We start from the raw sequence: 17661 nt of genomic DNA, 5'->3' as shown, positions 1-17661 counted from the left end.
GGACAGATCATAAAGCAGTAACGATATCTCTACTTCTACATTTCATATTCCACATTGGATATTTTAAATTCCCCGCTATATTTGTTCCTTGAAGCAAATTATTCACATCGTGGGGAACCGGCCCCAGTTCATCAAGCTGGCTGTTTTATACAAAGCGATCGAAGCGCGGAAAATAGCCCGGCAGCAGATCCTGCATACCGGTCAGCATCATAGTCAGGAAATGAGCGGCATCTTCTTTGACGACCTGGCCTTGCCCGCCCCCCATATTCAGCTGCAGATCGAGAATACGGATCCCGATCAGTTCATAGCGCACACCACCCGGCAGCTACAACATTACCTGGCGGCGGAACAACCAGGCGCCGTTATGATTTATGGCGATACCAATACCACCTACGCGGCTGCCATGGCCGCTGCGCGCACGGGGCAATCGCTGCATCACTTTGAAGCCGGCGTACGCACCGGGGATCTGAAGGCGCCGGAGGAGATCAACCGGTTGCTGGCAGACCGGCTGTCATCCGTTCATTATTGTTGTACCCTGCATAATCTTCAAACATTGAAAGCAGAAGGATATGGTACCGCCATTACCGCAACCCCTTTTTTTACCGGCGACCTGATGCTGGATGCTTATCTGAAAATACCCGAAGATGCTTCCTTTAAACCGGAAACCACATCTTATGTAGCCTGCACCATACACCGGGCAGAGCATATCCTGGTAAAGAAAAACCTGGAAGCGATCATTGATGCGTTAAACGATCTGCATCGCCAGATACCGGTGATCGTTCCCCTGCATCCGCATACGCAAAAGAAAATAACAGAAGCTGGCCTCACTGTTTCATTCCGGATCATTCCGCCACTAGGCTACCCGCAAATGAAAGCCTTCATAAAACAGGCGGCTTTTATCATCACCGACAGCGGAGGTGTGAGCCGTGAAGCTTATTTTGCCGAAAAGCCCTCGCTGGTGGTTATGGCACGTCCCGTATGGCCGGAGATCATCCGGTCCGGAGCCGGTCTTGCCTGTGCACCACACCGGGATGCCATCCTGAATACGTTTATCCAACTGGCACAACATACGCCCAATTATAAAGCCGCACTTTTCGGATATGGCAATGCCGCCCAGAACATTTGTGATCATTTATCAGATTCTCTGTAAATTCCGTTATGAAGCGAAAGCGCATCACCGTATCCGTAATATCCGAAATAACGACCGATCAGCGCGTCATACGGATCTGCGCCACCCTCCGGGAAATGGGCTTTGACGTGTTCCTGATCGGAAGGGCCTTTGGAAACAGCCTGCCCCTTGGAACCTATACTTTTCATGCTCGCAGGATGCGTTGTTATTTCCGGAAAGGTGTTTTGCAATATGCCGAGTTTAACCTGCGTTTGTTTTTCCGGCTGTTGTTTTGTAAAACCGATTACCTGCTGGCCAACGACCTGGACACCCTTGCTCCCAACTATATCGTTTCCAAATGGCGGAAAAAATTCCTGTTCTATGATACCCATGAATATTTCACGGGGGTGCCGGAACTGGCAGGCTCGCCTGCAAAAAAGCGGTTCTGGAAACGCCTGGAAGACGCTATTTTTCCCCGGCTAAAGGTGGTATATACCGTAAGCGATGCTGTTAAATCCAAATACCAGGCGGCATACGGCATACCCATCTCCGTGGTGCGTAACCTACCCGTGCCCCCTCCGCCCTCTTCTATGGCGCGTCCGGCAGCCTGGGCTGGTAAAAGAGTGCTTTTGATGCAGGGAATAGGAATCAATCATGGGCGTGGTGGCCTGGAATCGCTGGAGATGATGCGGTACCTGCCGGAAGATTATTACCTGGTGTATATCGGCGGCGGGCTCCTTTGGGAACAGATCCGGGAAAAACGCAGGGAATGGGCGCTTGAGCACTGCGTGGAAATGATCGATAAACTGCCGCCAGATCAGTTAAAGCATTATACACCACACGCAGATCTGGGACTCTCGCTGGACGGGTTCACCGATGAAAATTTCCTGGTAAGCTTGCCTAATAAGCTTTTCGACTATATATTAGCTGGTATACCGGTGGCAGCCACCCCGTTGCCGGAGGTAAAAAAGATCATCGAACAATACGGTGTTGGATTTTGTTTAAATAACCGTACCCCGAAAGAAATGGCGGCTGAAATAGCGCGCTTCCTGGATGATGCTGAAAACCTGCAGAAGGTAAAGGCAAACGTGTTAAAGGCGCAAAAAGAGCTGAACTGGAACCAGGAGAAACAGGTACTGATAAAAATTTACGAACCTTATTTATAATGCAGCAACACTTGCATATCGTTTGTTTGGATGTGCCCTGGCCGGCCGACTACGGAGGCGTGATCGATATGATGAACCGCATCCGGGCCTTTCACCGGCTGGGTGTAAAGGTGCACCTGCATTATTTCAGCTATAACGAACGGGGTGTTCCGAAGGAACTGAATATATTTTGTGAATCGGTACACGTTTATGAGCGCCGGAAAAAAACGGAATGTCTGAACCTTTCCCTGCCCTATATTGTTTCTTCGCGGATCAACGAAGCATTGAAAGAGCAGCTCCGGAAAGACAATTATCCCGTGTTGCTGGAAGGGTTGCATTGTACGGGCATTATCCCCTTTATTGACCATGCAGACCGCAGGATCTGTGTGCGGATGCACAATAACGAAGAGGTCTATTACAAAGAACTGGCCCGGGCCACTTCCGATATTTTCAAAAAGCTGTATTACAAAGCAGAAAGCCGGCTTATAAAAAACTACCTGCCTACACTTTCAAAAAACATTCAGCTGGCCTGTGTTTCCGAAACAGACGTTGCTTTTTTTAAAGAACAGGGATTTGAACAGGCCTTCCTCCTGCCCACTTTCCCGTCCTGGCAAAAAGTAAACAGCCTGGAAGGGATGGGCACCCATTGCCTTTTTCATGGCAATCTTTCCGTGGCTGAAAACGAAGAAGCCGCCTTATGGCTGCTCAATAAAGTGTTCAACAAAGTACGGGTACCATTTATTATTGCAGGAAAAGATCCCGGCCGCCCTCTGCAGAAAGCTGCCGCGCTTTGTCAGCATACCTGCCTGATCAGCAATCCCAGCGAATCAGAGATCAATGACCTGGTTCAAAAAGCCCATATCAATGTATTACCCTGTTTCAACAAAAATATAACAGGAATACGTTTAAAGCTCTTACACTCATTGTTTTCCGGACGTCATTGTGTAACCACTCCATCCATGGTAACCGGAACGGGCCTGGAAAGCGCCTGCCATATCGGCAACAATTCCAATGCAATTGCCTCCATTATCTCCCAGCTTTATTACAAACCCTTTGAAGACGAAGAAATCCAGTTGCGAAAATCACTTGTTGAAACCTCGTTCAATAATGACCGTAACACCAGCCAGCTCATGCACCGCCTTTGGTAGCACCCGGTACCAGCTCGCACCAATGCTCCTTACAAAAGATTTATCGGATCAATAAAAAACTGAATACCTGTTTCACTTAAACTGAAAATGCATAATAACGTCATATTGATATCATTATCAGTCGGTAATAAAATCACATATCTTCATTTCAAACTTGTTTGGAAAGTTATTTTTAACATCCGGTTTCCTGGGCGTTTTGCATTTATTTAAATTATCGATAATGCATGATTAAAATTAATAACCAGCAATTTGTATGAATTTTAATTTTCTAAAAATAGTAGCAACCCAACAAGGTTCTAGTTCGTTGAATTTACTAAAAGAAATAGTCCGCCTTTTTAGATTTAACAGTGCATTTTTCGCCGCTTCACCAAATGCGCTTAATTTGCCCTCATTAATCATTAAAAGATGAAGAAGCTGTTTGTTGTTTTGGCTGTTTTAGTGCTGCTCCTGCCCTCCTGTATGCGATACCAGGACATAAAATTTGTAGGTATCGAAAATGTAAAAATGGGCAAGATCGGGATGAGTGAAACCACGATGGAAATGAACCTGGTGTTTAATAATCCCAATAAACTGGGAGCACTCCTGAACAATGCCGGAGGCAAGGCATGGATCCAGGATATTTACATTGGCGACTTTCTGCTGAATCAAGATGTAAAAATCCCCGCCAGAAGCAATTTTTCGGTTCCCGTACGCTTAAAGGTAAATATGAAAGACCTGCTGACGAATGCGCTCAGCCTGGCCACCCGGGACTCGGTTAACATCAAACTGGATGGCAATGCCCGTTTGAGCAAGGGCGGTGTTATAAAAAATTTCCCGCTGCGGTACAGCGGGAAAAAGGCATCCAACGAATTATTGAGTCAGTTTAAATTTTAAACACCCGTCCAGTTTGCCGGGTCTTCTCTCCATTTCAGCAGTAAGCCGGCATCCTCCTCTTTTATCAATCCTTTTTCCTGCGCCAGCTCCAGCAACACCGGGTAGCTGGTTAGCGGATGATACTTAATTCCACGAGCCGCAAAGGCAGCCTGTGCAACTGCAAAATCATAGGTAAAGATCGATACCATTCCCACGATATCCAAACCTGCGGCCTCCAGTGCATCCACCGCCTGCAAACTGCTTTTCCCGGTGCTCACCAGGTCTTCTACCACGGCCACTTTCTGTCCTTTTTCAAACAAACCTTCCACCTGGTTACCCAATCCGTGCTCCTTGGGTTTCGGCCGTACATAAATAAAGGGCAATTTCAGCTGGTCGGCAGCAAGGGCGCCCCAGGCAATGGCTCCTGTAGCTACACCGGCAATGCAATCCGCATCGCTAAACTGCTCAAACAGTACATTGCACATTTCACTTTTAATAAAATCGCGCACAAACGGAAACGAAAGCACGCTCCGGTTATCGCAATAGATGGGGCTCTTCCAGCCGCTGGCCCATGTAAAAGGCTCATGTGGCCTCAATTTTACCGCATTTACCTGCAGTAACTTTTCTGCAACTACTTTTGCATCGTTCATAATAGCTCCCTAAATTTAGGCTGCGAAATTAAGCGCATCTTTTATAAAACAGAAATTATATGCAAATTAAAATACACACCCATAATAAAATCCTTTACCTCTGCGACCAGCCCGATAGCCACCTGCAGGAGCTCCTGCATCATCCCGAAACGGTATTGATCGATGAACTGGACACGCATTCGGTCAAAGCCATGCTGCGGGAACTGACCCTGCCCGAAATTAAAACCGGGATCTTTGTACACCCGGATTTCGACCAGCTGAAAAATGCTTTTTTCCGGAAATTCGAGATCATCCGGGCCGGAGGCGGCCTGGTGTTGAATGAAAGCCGGGAAGTATTGATGATTCACCGGCGCGGCTTCTGGGATCTTCCCAAAGGAAAGCTGGATGAAGGAGAAACGATTGAAGCCTGTGCGCTCCGGGAAGTAAAAGAAGAAACCGGGCTTTCACAGGTAGAACTGGGAGCTCCGTTGCTGATTACCTATCATACCTATGAACAGGGAACACATCATATCCTGAAAGAATCGCATTGGTTTATAATGAAGGGAACGGCTACGGAACAACTGGTACCGCAAACCGAGGAAGACATCACAGCCATCAGCTGGGTAGCGCCCACACAGATTGCCGCCTATAAAGAACAGGCCTACCCATCCATCGTGGATGTACTGGATACCTGGGAGCAAACCTCCTGAGTTTGTTGATAGCCCTCCTTCGTAGTAAAAGCTTAAACGCAATGTGCGCAAAGAATCCGCCAGAACCGTAATGGCAATACAGCCCAACACTTATATGTTGCGCAGGGCGAGCGTTTCAAAATCCTTGCGCCCGTTGCGTTAAAAAAGAAGCCCGGATCTGCGGGCTCTACACCGTTCAAAGAACTACAGAAAATAAGATCATTAAAGCCTCCTTCGCAGTTCTGTAATACAGCTTTAACGCAATGTGCGCAAAGAACCCGCTAAGGCCGCAATGGCACTACGGCCAACACGTATATCGCTGTGCATGGCGAACCTTGCGAAAGCCTTGCGCCCGTTGCGTTAAAAAAAAGCCCGGGATCTGCTGGGTCTAGAACGTTCAAAAAGATGCAGAGGATAGGATCATCATGTCATTAAATCTGCCCTTCACAGTTCCGTAGTACAGCTTTAACGCAATGTGCGCAAAGAATACGCCAGAACCGTAATGGCACTACGGCCAACACTTATATCGCTGTGCATGGCGAACCTTGCGAAAGCCTTGCGCCCGTTGCGTAAAAAAAGAAACCCGGATCTGCGGGCTCTACACCGTTCAAAGAACTGCAGGAAATAAGATCATTAAAGCCCTCTTCGCAGTTCTGTAGTACAGCTTTAACGCAATACGCGCAAAGAATCCGCCAGAACCGTAATGGCAATACAGCCAACACTTATACGTTGCGCAGGGCGAACGTTGCAAAATCCCAGTGCCCGGTGCGTTAAAAAAGAAACCCGGATCTGCGTTGATCCCTGGAACATCCGCTTCATTTAACCTTAGTAATTTATTAACGCTTCCCGTGCAGACCTTTACTTTAGAACCACGTCTATATAACAGAACAACATTCATCAAAAAAACAAAGGAGGTCGTTATGAAAAAGTTATTCATTGTAATGATGCTGGTAAGCGGAATGGCGGCAGTACAACCTGCCGGTGCACAGGTACATATCAATGTCAACATCGGGAATCAGCCTCAATGGGGTCCTTATGGCTATAACCAGGCCCGCTATTATTATTTGCCGGAGATCAATGCCTATTACGACGTATATAACCGGACTTATATTTACCAAGACCGGAGAAGCTGGGTAACCACACGCCAGCTGCCCCGCCGGTTTGCAAATATCAATCTTTATAACACCTACAAAGTAGTGATCAATACCACGGATCCCTGGAGGGATAACCGTTTTCACCGCAACCGTTACGACCGGTACCGGTATGATCATACACAGGTATCGATAAGAGATTATGCGTATCGTAATGATAAACGGGACAAAAACGTATACAGGAACAATCATGGCAACCGCAACTATGCCCATAGCCGCAATGACCGGGGACGTTACTAGCATACATAAGTTCAAAAAAAAAGGGCTATATCAAAATGCAGATATGGCCCTTTTTTTGCCTGTTCCAATCAGGTTACCGGTGTGTGGCCCTGCGAAGGGTAAACGTAATCTGGTATGTTCCGGGAACATAAGCTCTGAATGAGAAGCGGGGATTTGCGTTCCACAAATCTTTCGGATATGTAGCCTGATCATCGTAGCTGAAATATTTCGACGGGATACGGTAATACAGGTTAAAGCCATTCCCAAGCGAATTTAACGGAAATGGAATGGTAACATATGCAAATTCCATCCGATCATTAAAGATGCTTGTTTTAAATGCATAGTCTTCAAGATTCTGCAGGTTGGGCGGCACCGGATTCAATCCCGTGTTGGGCCTTTTGGCTACCTCCCCAGCTGCAGGATTAAATACCACGCCGTTTTTATCCACAAATTTCAGGATCACTTTATTATCCGTAAGATTCACATGCTCGATCTTTACATTGAGGTCGGCAGCACTGGTCAGGTTGGTGCCGGATGCTTCGTCCCCCACTTTACTCATTCTTAAATATGGCGCTGAGGGCGTTTCAAAGGCCGGCGCATCAATCAGATCAAAATTCCCAATTTTAGGATATATTTTTGATCCGGCGCCATTTGTGATTTTCAGGTCAAAGGTATATGAGCCTGTAGGCAGATCAAGTGTGCCATAGTTTGATTCCAGCTGGCCGCTAACCTCATTGATCGTGAGCGGGGCCAACATTACTTCCTTCTGTTTTGCAGCCACTGCTTCGAGGGTTGTATCTGTTTTGGGATCCAGGATACCCGTCCATATCTTCATGGGCACTTTTTTTGAAAAAAGGGCATCTACGTTGGCTCCGGTGGCCCGGTTATAGATATGCAACAATTCGATCTTTGCGGGTTTACTGGAGCCGTCGAAGTTCAGTGCGGAACTAACGCGCAGCTGTCCTTTATTAATAAGAATCGGATCTTCCTCATAACGGAGCGTGGTACTCAAAAACCCGTCGGGAAGTTTTTTGCACCCGGCAAAGACAGAAACCAGCATGAATGCGGTTACAAATATTTTTAAAAATCTGCTGCTCATTATTAAGTTTTTATTGATTATTAAGGCTGCCGGAAGAACAGGATGTGATCATTATTCAGTACCTGTATCATGCCGGTGTTTGTTTCGATACCGGAGGTTTGCACCCGCTCTCTTCTGCCCTGTTCCGGTGTGATGTCGGCTGCCACTATCGGCGGTGTCAGCGGCGCATAAAGCAACGTATAATAGACAATAAACGGATTGGTTGAAACATTGGTGTTGCCTCCGAGTTTTTCATAATCCGGGTGGTCCGGCTTTATTTCCTCATATGACACCACAGTTTGAGATCCCGCTTTTTCGGTTGGCATCATTGTACCATTATTTGTAAGACCACTATAAGCCAATTTCCGGTCCACGATATATGTTTTTAAGGAATCGGAGAACTTGGTTAACTCATATTTTATCATGGAATCCAGGGTCCATTTACGGTTCTCGTTTATCTTTTGTTCCTGTTTGGTCCTGGAATCCAGGTATTTCAGAATAGAATAATCTGTGGGCGCAAAGAATGTAATGTTGTTTTTATTCAACAGATCTTTAAGCCCTGCTTTGTCAATCAGCGACACCAGGGTGTCAAATAAACCATCGGGACGGTTCTTCAGGAAGTCATAGGTGGTCATGTCAAACTTCGGGTTGTGCAGCGATCCACCGGTAAGATAGTCATCTCTTTTACAGGAAGCCAACAAAATCAGTCCTGTGCAGATGATCGTTATTATTAATACTCTTTTCATAATTGACTTAATTTACTTTTAGTGATTTTTCCACCATTCATTTTGAGTTAACAATGCATTTTGTGGCAGCAAAGTGCGCATGGAAAGCGGCCAGTAATATCCTTTTGCGGCTACGCGTGCGGGCGTATATGGATCCGGAAGAACATTGGCATAATCAGGATTGGTGAGTTTCATTCTTATATTGTCAAAGGCCAGGCTCCCCTCGCCATAAAGTTCCCGTGCACGTTCGTTAAATACAGTTTCCATTGTGCAGGGATCATTATCTGCCAGTGGCTCAGCCTGTGCCCTGCTCCTGATATCATTGATCTCTTTACGGGCCTCTGCTATTGTGTTCAGTTTTACACAAGCTTCCGCTTTTAAGAGTTTTATATCTGCCAGGCGGAACAATACCAGGTTGTTATCAATCACATATTCATCCGGACGGTTGGGATCATAGTGATTCACACCTGTATATTTGCTCAACATGACGCCTCCCTGTCCATTCTTGAAGATCTTTGTGTAACGCTGATCGCTCTCGTCTGTAAAAAGCTCATCTGCATAATCCGTATTTACAGCCCAGGAACTGGCGGTACCTTTGTTTATAACCGGGTTAAACAGGAAAACATTGAAAAAATCTTTTTGCGCTTCATTGCTGCCTTTATCATATTTCAGAAACACCTCAAAAATGGTTTCATTGGATTGTGCATCCCAGATATTTGTATAGGTATTGATGGGTTCCAGGTCGTAGCCCCCTTTATTAATCACTTCATCGCAGTATTTCCTGGCATTAACATAATCATGTTTCCAGGCATAGATATGTGCCAACAGTGCCCGGGCTGCATTCTTATCTGCATAAACCGGGTTGTCACTTTTGTCCTGCAAAAGGTCGGTTGCTTTTAAGAGATCTTCAATGCAATAACCGAGCGCTTCCTCGTCTGTTGACCTTGGAACCGGTGGTACATTTAACGGATCCACTATTGAATGTTTGGTTACAACCGGCTCCCCCCAGATTCTTAGCATATAAAAATAGGTAAGCGCCCGCAAAAAATGCCCTTCGCCCAGGAGCTGCTTTTTTCGTTCAGTGCCTCCTTCAAATTTTGAGTCATCGATATTTGGCGTATTCTCAACAATCAGATGACATTGATTGATCACCCCGTAGAAACTTGTCCAGTTAGATACCGGCTCAATATACGGCGTATAAGCATAGTTGTTCCGCCCGGCCATCGAAAGGGCTTCATAGTTCCAGAAATCGCCTCCCCTTAAGAACTCATCGGTTACAAAATCGCCTACTATGAAATGAAGGCGGCTTGCAGTGATCGCATCCCTGAAAAGCCCGCTGGCACCAGCCAGCGCCTTCTCTACGTTTGCTCCGGATGCCCAGAACACCTTATCATAGGTAGAGTCTTCCGGCTTCAGGTAAAGATATTTTTTACATGAAGGCAATAAGACCAACAACAGCAGCCCCAGTATAATCGCCCTGTCTGATATGATTTTAAAATGCATGTTCATAACTGAAAAATATTTTCGTATTAGAATGTAAGTTCAAAGCCCAACGTGTATTTCCGGGGCAACGGATATGCAGAACCGGTATATTCCCCCTGCGGCGTTACCAGCTCGGCGTCAGGTACATTAGATCGTTGAAAGGAATAGATATTGTCAATGATCGCAAAGATGCGCCCGTTTTTAAAGCCGATACGTCGCACGGTTTCTGCAGGCACCGTATAACCCAGCGTAGCCGAACGAATCTTAAAGTAGTTTCCGTTCTCGTTCCACATAGTGGAAAACGGAAGAAACTGATAAAAATTCGGTCCATACGGACTGATGCTGGGAAAATTGGCTTTATAGTTAGGATCTGCCGCTTTTGCGGGTGTCCAATAATCCTTTCCCGACAGATCGGGCAGGCGGAACCGCGCAAAATCGTAGATTGTGTTTCCAAAATTCCATACACCGGCAAACTGGTTGGCATCAAAATTATTAATGATGTCCCTGCCAAAGGTATACGTGCACTGGATGCCTATAAAGAATTGCTTAAAGGTAAACTGGTTATAAATACCGCCGGTAAACCGGGGGTTCGGGTCGCCTGTGGGAACCAGGTCTCCAAACTGTTCACCTTTATCTTCATCGCTCCATGCATCCCAATCCTTATTTACGTCTATCCAGTACGGATAGCCGGGTTGCACAGGGTTGTTGCCTTTAAAATAGGTCAGCCGCTGCCCCGTGTACGGATTTACCGGTATTTCAGAATTCCGGTTGTATACGCCGTTATACAGCATTTGCGCCCATCCGTAAATGGGGGCTCCTACGGAATAGATCAGCGACTGATTATAGTTTCTTGAATCGCTGAAGAATGAGCGGTTCCCGTTGGGCAGCGCAGCGATCCGGTTCTTGTTGTAACTTAAAACGATGCTGGTTTCCCATTGCAGCGGGCTTTTGGGTCCCAGATTTTTTGTGTTCAGGTTCAACTCTATCCCCTCATTAAGAATCTTTACAGGGGCATTATAAACTACCGTTGTATAACCGGTAAAGAACGGGAATGGGAAGCTGAGTATCGGATTGGTGTTATTCCTGCGGTATGCGTCTGCTGTTAAGTTGATCCGGCTTTTGAACATAGAAAGATTCAACCCGATATTTGCCTGGTTCGATTTATTCCAGGTCAGATTGGGAAGCGTGATCGGTTTTTGAAATGAAGGCGTTGCCTGTACAATGCCATTATAAGTGCCTCTGTTCAGGTCCCAGATATTGAAAGGCGCATAGAAATCTTCCGGCATGGTCCCCGAAAGGCCGTAGCTGCCTCTTATTTTTAACTCGCTGATCCACTCCACATTCTTCATGAACGGTTCATCGGAAATAATATACCCCAGTGAAACAGCCGGGAAATACCCCCATTTGCTATCATCTCCAAACCGCGAGGATGCATTGGCCGCCAATGAAAGATTCAACAAGTACCGTTCCTTGAAATCATAGGAGAACTGTGCAAGGTAAGACAGCAGCCCTGCTTTTTGCTCATATGAATTTCCGTACAAATCATTCTGAGGAATACCAAATACGGCCTTAATATTATCATCCGGCACGTTATAACCTCCCAGAACGCTGCCCGATTTCTGATCCAGCTGGAACTGCTGTGTGGCTACGATACCCAGGTTGTGGGTGCGCTCACCAAACGACTTTGTATACCCCAGTGTATTGGTAAGCTGGTAGCTTTCAAATACACCGCTCTTGTTTTCGGCAAATGAACGCCCGTCTGAGGCAATGAATGAAGGTTGAAAACGGTCGCGCTGGTCGTTTGCGCTGGAATAAGCCCCCATAAACGTATATTCAAGTCCCTCAAGAATCTTATACCTTGTTTGCATAGATATGCTCAGTTGGTCAGTTTGGTTTTTATCTTTCAGCTTATCAAACTGCCCGAAATAGAAAGCGCGGTCTGCATCACTGATCGCATAAAATGAAGAGGGCATTTGCGTGGGGCTTATGGGCAGTACGTCATTCTTGCCTTTCCCCAATCCTCTTTTTCTGTTAAGCCGGGATGCTGAAATATTAAAATTGGTGGTTAATTTAGGGCTGAAGTTAAACCCGAAATTTCCCCGCAGTGAATATTTTGTAACACCCGTTTGCCGCACAATACCATCCTCATTGTAATAGTTCGCACTCACCCGGTAATTGTAATTATCTGTACCCTGGGATATGCTCAGGTCTGCATTGTCGATTTTTCCGGAACTGTAAAAGATGTCCTGCCAGTCTGTGGCATTGTTGAAAGAAGGGTTCAGACTGTCGGAAAGCATTTGGGGAATGGTACCTTTTTGGGCGTAGCTCCCGTAGGCATTGATCAGGTCCATTTTCTGTCTGCGTTCCTCGGCGCCAATAGCCGTAGGCAACAGCTTTGGCTTTTCAACAAGGCCTCGGTAGTAAGAAGCCCTTACAAGCGGGGTTCTGGATTTTCCCTTTTTTGTTTTGATCACGATCACACCGTTTGCGCCTCGTGCGCCCCAAACAGCTGTGGCAGCCGCATCTTTCTGTACACTCAGGCTTTCAATATCTGCAAGGCTAAGTCCGGCAAGAAGGTTGGTACCACTGGAGCTGATGCTTTCCATATCCGTAACAGACATGGGCACGCCGTCTATTACATACAAAGGTGTACTCATTGTTCTGGCAGCATCAAATTCATCGGTATTCAAATTGGTGACAATTGTCGAATTCCCGCGGACTGTAAAGGTATTGCGAACCCCGGGTTCACCACTGAAGTTTTGAATATTAACCCCTGCGACTTTGCCCTGCAGCAACTGGTCGAAGCTGGGACCAGGAAGATTCTCTATGTCCCGACCGGAGATCACCTGCACGGCACTGGTTGTCTTTTTTAAGGATTGCGCCTGATATCCTACAACCACCACATTGTCAAGATTGGATTCCTGTGCCGGCAATAGCTTTATCAGGAGGTCTGCTCCTGTATTTACTGTAAGTTTTTGGGCTGTAAATCCGACCAGGCTCACTTCTATTTTTGCGCTATTTCCGGCAATGGCAAGCGAAAACCTTCCGGTGCTATCTGTCAGTGTTCCTTTTTTAGTTGCAAGATCGACAATGCTCGCATTTGACAAAGGGGATCCGGATGTATCCATAACCGCTCCGGAGATCAAGTGCACATCCTGTGTGTTCCCTGCGATGCAATACAAAACAAACAAGCAACTGATTAAAATCTTCTTCATGTAAAGAATTAAGTTATGATGATCAAAAAATATAGTACACCCCGCTAATACAAGACTCGATAGCCACGTATTTAGAATTTAAGCCCCGGCTTGTTTTAGATTAGCCGGTACATGATATGTAAAAATGATTACGGAACAATACGTCAGTTGAAGGATCCAACAGCATCCGGAAGCCTAAACACGTTCAGTACTTTTGGACCTGCTCAACAAACTTCTAAAAACACAACCATCACTCTCGTTTAATAATTCTTTAACAAGAATACTATTTTCGTTCAGATTTATTTCAGTAAAAAATATTTTTTTTCAGCGCAAACGGTTGCATTTAAAAAATTATAAATACCGCAATATGCAGCGCAAACGATTGCACAACTAAACGCCGGTTTTTCTGACAGTCCAACGATGACGGTACCCGGTCCCAAGAAAGTATACAGCCAGGTTTCCTGAAAGCTTATTTTTCTTTTTTGAGCAGGTAATTCCCAGCAGAACAATAAAGGCATTTACGGGCATCGCAATACCGGGTTTTTAATTCAATAAAGGCCTGCGAATCCATTGCCGACTGGCTGACCAGGCCCAGGCATTCAAATCCCCTTGTGATATGATTCCTTTCAGGCTTTGTTTCCTCCAGCCACCGGATGGCTTTCTCCTTTAACCGGTCTATTCCATATACATTGCCATAAGCAAAGAGCAGCGGCGCAATGGTATTGATCATGATATTATCGATCATCGAAGCCCCGATCGACTTTACCTTCATGGTGCTGGGCTCGGTTAATGTGTAATGATAATGCCAGAAATCGTTGGCCTCTGCGCGAAACCAGGCCCGAACCCTGTCTAAAGCGTTTTCCCGTATAATCTTCGAAAATAAATGAGCCGATGAAGCGATTACGGCTGCGAGCTGTGCCAATCGTACCGTAGGAAAACTTCCGGGGCGCATCCGTAAAAAATGCATAGCATGCGCCACCGGCTTCAGGTTATATTTTTTTTGAAGAAACCGGTACTCCCGCTGTAACATTACCGGATAGGGGTCTCCGAAATTATCATCCAGCAACCCCGCCTGCCCCAGCAGTAATGCTTCCAGTTGCTGGATCCGTTGTTTGTGTTTAGCCAGCAAGGTTACCGGTAAGCTTTTTGCAATGGCTTCAAAAGCATCTGCATTAACGGGCAGCCCGAAGTTCCTTGCCAGCAGCCACCAGAAGCTTTCCTCCCAATGCTGATGGTTCACCTCCAGGTAATCTTCAATCACCGCCCCTTTCCGTATCAGGCGCTCTGCTACCAGCCGGCTTTTCCATACATTAAGAATAATACCCGGAACCGTGGCAATCATCTTTTCACAGGGAATAAACGCTTGCGCATTCAGCAGGGTTTCGTACCGGTGCAGCAGGCTTCTTGAAATCAGAGTCTTTAGCTCCACCACGGGAAGCGCTGCAGGTCCCCCGGCATCATCTTCGTATACCACGTGGAGGATCACTTTGCGGTAATTGCGGTCCTGTTGATGCTGGTGCCGGTTCCAATCGGAGGTTTTGAGATGAAGCTCTACAGAGCCCGCCCACAATGTGTTCCCGATACGGATGCGCGCGTGTTCAAAATCCGGTCCCTGGTTCCGGTTCGGCATGCCCACATTCAATACCTGAACGGGTGTTCCGTCGGTGGTGGTTAAAGACCGTACATTAAAATATTGAAACTGCCAGATATACTGGAGTAATTGTTCATTCATAGGTGCTATTTTTCTAGGTTATAAAATACTTACCCGTCTTCTGCAAGTGGGTACTGCAATTTACGTATTTCCTGTAATATTCTGCTCACAGGCAATCCCATTACATTATAAAAATCCCCGTTGATATGTTTAATGCCCACTACACCGATCCATTCCTGGATGGCATAGGCACCTGCCTTGTCAAAAGGCTGGTACTGATCTATATAAAAGCAGATCTGCTGCTGCGTTAACGGGTGAAAAGTAACTTCCGTGATATCGGAAAAAAGGCATTCCTGTGGTCCTTTTACGAGGGCCACCCCGGTCATTACCTGGTGGGTGCGATCCTGCAGGCGGCTTAGGATTTCAATCGCATCTTCCCTGTTTTTGGGCTTTCCGATCACCTGGTTGTCTAATACTACTACCGTATCCGCCGCCAGTACAATCGTGCCGGCAGGAGCAGCTTCCAGAACGGCCTGAGCTTTCCGCCGGGCTACATCCGCAACCGCTGCCTGCAGATCCAGTGCGGGGTTAAAGCTTTCATCAATTTCTTTGGTATGAATCACAAACGGGATATCGGCCCATTCGAGTATCTGTTTCCGGCGGGGCGATGAGGATGCAAGGATGATGCGGTTGACTGTCATAAAAACTACAAATAAAAATAAAAGATACCCATCGATAAAATTCCCGTCAGCATTAGCCCTTTGGTTACCATACTCAGGTAATGGTAGGCTGCCGGTGTACCTGCGGTTATCAGTTTCCGGAACAGGTAACCGGCCGGCAACAGGATCAGTATTACACAATAAACCACTCCCGGCCACCACCCCAGCTGCAGGATATAAAACTGCACCACCAGCAGCAATGCGATCAGCAGGGTCAGCCATACGGCAACATACACCTTGGTCGCGTTTACCCCCCAGGCAATCGGCATGGTATTACACCCATATTTTTGATCGCCGGCTATATCTTCCACATCTTTTATCGCTTCCCGTACCAGCGAAATAATAAAGGCAAAACCGGCATATAATACTGCAAAGCGAAACAGTTTCAGCTGGCCGGGATGTCCGTTCCCAAAAGCATCAGAAAAGGAAAATTTAGAAAGAAAGATGATCATGATTGTCCAGGCTGTCAGCAAGGAAATGACGACATTACCAATCAGGATTTCCTTTTTAAATTTTACGGAATAGAACCACAGCAGCAATACACAGGCTATGTTGGCAACTACCAGGTACCATCTCGAAAACGGGTTTACAGCAATAGCCGTCAATGCCACTCCAAGCACGCTCAGCGCGAGGTGCCAGACCAATGCCCATCTGCGGTTAATATATTTACCAATGACCATTTTCTGCGGTTTGTTGATCCGGTCGATATTCATATCAAAATAGTCATTGATGATATTTCCCGCTGCGGCAATAAATACAGAGGCCAGTACCAGCATCAGGAACTGCCTGCCATCTCCCTCGGGAATCCGATTGCGGTAAATGGGATGATAAATGCAATACTGAAACATCCCCTGTGTCAGCGCTATAAAAATAAGATTCGGATAACGTACCAGCTTTAAAAATGCAGCGACCTTCTTCATCCGGTTTTTAATTTTAAGTAGAAGCAACCTGGGCATCGTTTCCCCAATGATCATTGCTGCGCAAAACTTTCTCAATCACCTCCCGCACGCACCCTCTGCCCCCGGTATAACCCGAAACAAAAATGGCTTTTTGCTGTATTTCAGGCACCGCATCTGCCGGGCAGGCAGACAAACCCACTTCATCAAATACCGGCAGGTCTGGGATATCATCCCCCATAAACAGTACCGATTCGGGCGCCAGATGCTGTTCTTCGATCCATTTCCGGATAAAAACCTGTTTGTCTTTGATCTCAAAATAAACCTCGCGGATACCTAGTTTGTTCAAACGACCGAGCACCGCCGAAGGTGCAGATCCTGAAACCACAAGAATGGTATATCCCTGCTTGATGGCCAGCTGCAGGGCATAGCCGTCTTTTACGTACATCACACGGGCCATTTCACCGCTTTCCAGCACCAGCAGGTCGCCATTCGTTAGTACGCCGTCCACATCAAAAACAAAGGCCTTGATTTGCTGAAATCGCTGCAATAGGTTCATGTGCTACTTAATTTTGTTAAGGGTGATGCAAATGTATTGGATTCGGGCGAATCACCGAAACGGGAAGAAGGCGTTTTACCGTAGCCCGGGGTTTTAATGCAACCGCAAAGAATACGCAACGAGGATTATTGGGGTTAGCTATCTTCGCGAACCTTGCGAAAACCTTGCGCCCCTGGCGGTTTTAATTGAACCGCAAAGTACGCAACGGATCCGCAAAGATCGCAACGAGGATTATTGGGGTTAGCTATCTTCGCAAACGTTGCGAAAAGCCTTGCGCCCCTGGCGGTTTTAATTGAACCGCAAAGGTCGCAACGGATCCGCAAAGATCGCAACGAGGATTATTGGGGTCGGTTATCTTCGCAAACGTTGCGAAAAGCCTTGCGCCCCTGGCGGTTTTAATTGAACCGCAAAGTACG

Annotated in this window: 15 protein-coding genes; 6 read left to right on the top strand and 9 right to left on the bottom strand. The window is 46.5% G+C overall.

The window, feature by feature from the left end; translation table 11 throughout:
• Nucleotides 1-88 precede the first annotated feature (88 nt).
• From LL912_RS03965 to LL912_RS03950, 4 genes are all read left to right on the top strand, one after another.
• A complete protein-coding gene (locus tag LL912_RS03965; RefSeq protein WP_235552261.1) occupies nt 89-1150 on the top strand; it encodes a UDP-N-acetyl glucosamine 2-epimerase in 1062 nt (353 codons plus the stop codon).
• 8 nt (nt 1151-1158) lie between these two features.
• Nucleotides 1159-2274 carry a glycosyltransferase gene (locus LL912_RS03960; RefSeq protein ID WP_235552260.1) on the top strand — a complete coding sequence of 372 codons (1116 nt, stop codon included), beginning with the start codon at nt 1159-1161 and terminating at the stop codon, nt 2272-2274.
• Nucleotides 2274-3401 (top strand): glycosyltransferase, encoded by a 1128-nt coding sequence (locus LL912_RS03955; RefSeq protein WP_235552259.1) that lies wholly within the window; start codon nt 2274-2276, stop codon nt 3399-3401. Before LL912_RS03960 ends, LL912_RS03955 begins: the two co-directional genes overlap by 1 nt.
• Before the next feature lie 405 nt (nt 3402-3806).
• The gene (locus tag LL912_RS03950; RefSeq protein WP_235552258.1) at nt 3807-4274 is read left to right on the top strand and encodes a hypothetical protein; all 468 of its coding nucleotides are present in this window, start codon (nt 3807-3809) and stop codon (nt 4272-4274) included.
• Here the strand turns inward: LL912_RS03950 and pyrE are convergent.
• Complete coding sequence (gene pyrE / locus LL912_RS03945) at nt 4271-4903, bottom strand: orotate phosphoribosyltransferase (protein ID WP_235552257.1); 633 nt, start codon at nt 4901-4903, stop codon at nt 4271-4273. The two genes, LL912_RS03950 and pyrE, sit on opposite strands and share 4 nt — an antisense overlap.
• Nucleotides 4904-4962: 59 nt before the next feature.
• On the opposite strand from pyrE, the gene LL912_RS03940 reads away from it, so the two are divergent.
• Together LL912_RS03940 and LL912_RS03935 are read left to right on the top strand one after the other, a co-directional pair.
• A complete protein-coding gene (locus LL912_RS03940) occupies nt 4963-5592 on the top strand; it encodes an NUDIX hydrolase (protein WP_235552256.1) in 630 nt (209 codons plus the stop codon).
• A gap of 899 nt (nt 5593-6491) precedes the next feature.
• Nucleotides 6492-6962, top strand: a complete 471-nt coding sequence (locus tag LL912_RS03935) for a hypothetical protein (protein WP_235552255.1) — start codon at nt 6492-6494, stop codon at nt 6960-6962.
• Between the two features lie 73 nt (nt 6963-7035).
• Here LL912_RS03935 and LL912_RS03930 read toward each other — a convergent pair whose 3' ends face one another.
• From LL912_RS03930 to LL912_RS03895, 8 genes are all read right to left on the bottom strand, one after another.
• Entirely contained in the window at nt 7036-8040 is a 1005-nt protein-coding gene (locus LL912_RS03930; protein WP_235552254.1) for a DUF5007 domain-containing protein, read from the bottom strand.
• A gap of 20 nt (nt 8041-8060) precedes the next feature.
• Nucleotides 8061-8765, bottom strand: coding sequence for a fasciclin domain-containing protein (locus tag LL912_RS03925; protein WP_235552253.1), 705 nt, complete (start codon nt 8763-8765; stop codon nt 8061-8063).
• Between the two features lie 18 nt (nt 8766-8783).
• Nucleotides 8784-10253, bottom strand: coding sequence for a RagB/SusD family nutrient uptake outer membrane protein (locus LL912_RS03920; protein WP_235552252.1), 1470 nt, complete (start codon nt 10251-10253; stop codon nt 8784-8786).
• Nucleotides 10254-10273: 20 nt separating this feature from the next.
• The gene (locus tag LL912_RS03915) at nt 10274-13441 is read right to left on the bottom strand and encodes a SusC/RagA family TonB-linked outer membrane protein (protein ID WP_235552251.1); all 3168 of its coding nucleotides are present in this window, start codon (nt 13439-13441) and stop codon (nt 10274-10276) included.
• A gap of 448 nt (nt 13442-13889) precedes the next feature.
• Nucleotides 13890-15152, bottom strand: a complete 1263-nt coding sequence (locus tag LL912_RS03910; protein WP_235552250.1) for a DUF2851 family protein — start codon at nt 15150-15152, stop codon at nt 13890-13892.
• Between the two features lie 29 nt (nt 15153-15181).
• On the bottom strand, nt 15182-15772 hold the full coding sequence (locus LL912_RS03905) for a Maf family protein (protein WP_235552249.1): 591 nt from the start codon (nt 15770-15772) through the stop codon (nt 15182-15184).
• Between the two features lie 5 nt (nt 15773-15777).
• Complete coding sequence (locus LL912_RS03900) at nt 15778-16710, bottom strand: geranylgeranylglycerol-phosphate geranylgeranyltransferase (RefSeq protein WP_235552248.1); 933 nt, start codon at nt 16708-16710, stop codon at nt 15778-15780.
• 13 nt (nt 16711-16723) lie between these two features.
• Entirely contained in the window at nt 16724-17245 is a 522-nt protein-coding gene (locus LL912_RS03895) for a KdsC family phosphatase (RefSeq protein ID WP_235552247.1), read from the bottom strand.
• Nucleotides 17246-17661: the final 416 nt, after the last annotated feature.

The sequence above is a fragment of the Niabella agricola genome, assembly GCF_021538615.1.
Lineage (GTDB): Bacteria > Bacteroidota > Bacteroidia > Chitinophagales > Chitinophagaceae > Niabella > Niabella agricola.
This window is presented reverse-complemented; position numbering and strand designations above follow the sequence as displayed.

Coding starts and splice junctions, on each gene's coding strand:
- LL912_RS03960 (WP_235552260.1), top strand. CDS start 1,159: ATGAAGCGAAAGCGCATCACCGTATCCGTAATATCCGAAATAACGACC.
- LL912_RS03955 (WP_235552259.1), top strand. CDS start 2,274: ATGCAGCAACACTTGCATATCGTTTGTTTGGATGTGCCCTGGCCGGCC.
- LL912_RS03950 (WP_235552258.1), top strand. CDS start 3,807: ATGAAGAAGCTGTTTGTTGTTTTGGCTGTTTTAGTGCTGCTCCTGCCC.
- pyrE (WP_235552257.1), bottom strand. CDS start 4,903: ATGAACGATGCAAAAGTAGTTGCAGAAAAGTTACTGCAGGTAAATGCG.
- LL912_RS03940 (WP_235552256.1), top strand. CDS start 4,963: ATGCAAATTAAAATACACACCCATAATAAAATCCTTTACCTCTGCGAC.
- LL912_RS03935 (WP_235552255.1), top strand. CDS start 6,492: ATGAAAAAGTTATTCATTGTAATGATGCTGGTAAGCGGAATGGCGGCA.
- LL912_RS03930 (WP_235552254.1), bottom strand. CDS start 8,040: ATGAGCAGCAGATTTTTAAAAATATTTGTAACCGCATTCATGCTGGTT.
- LL912_RS03925 (WP_235552253.1), bottom strand. CDS start 8,765: ATGAAAAGAGTATTAATAATAACGATCATCTGCACAGGACTGATTTTG.
- LL912_RS03920 (WP_235552252.1), bottom strand. CDS start 10,253: ATGAACATGCATTTTAAAATCATATCAGACAGGGCGATTATACTGGGG.
- LL912_RS03915 (WP_235552251.1), bottom strand. CDS start 13,441: ATGAAGAAGATTTTAATCAGTTGCTTGTTTGTTTTGTATTGCATCGCA.
- LL912_RS03910 (WP_235552250.1), bottom strand. CDS start 15,152: ATGAATGAACAATTACTCCAGTATATCTGGCAGTTTCAATATTTTAAT.
- LL912_RS03905 (WP_235552249.1), bottom strand. CDS start 15,772: ATGACAGTCAACCGCATCATCCTTGCATCCTCATCGCCCCGCCGGAAA.
- LL912_RS03900 (WP_235552248.1), bottom strand. CDS start 16,710: ATGAAGAAGGTCGCTGCATTTTTAAAGCTGGTACGTTATCCGAATCTT.
- LL912_RS03895 (WP_235552247.1), bottom strand. CDS start 17,245: ATGAACCTATTGCAGCGATTTCAGCAAATCAAGGCCTTTGTTTTTGAT.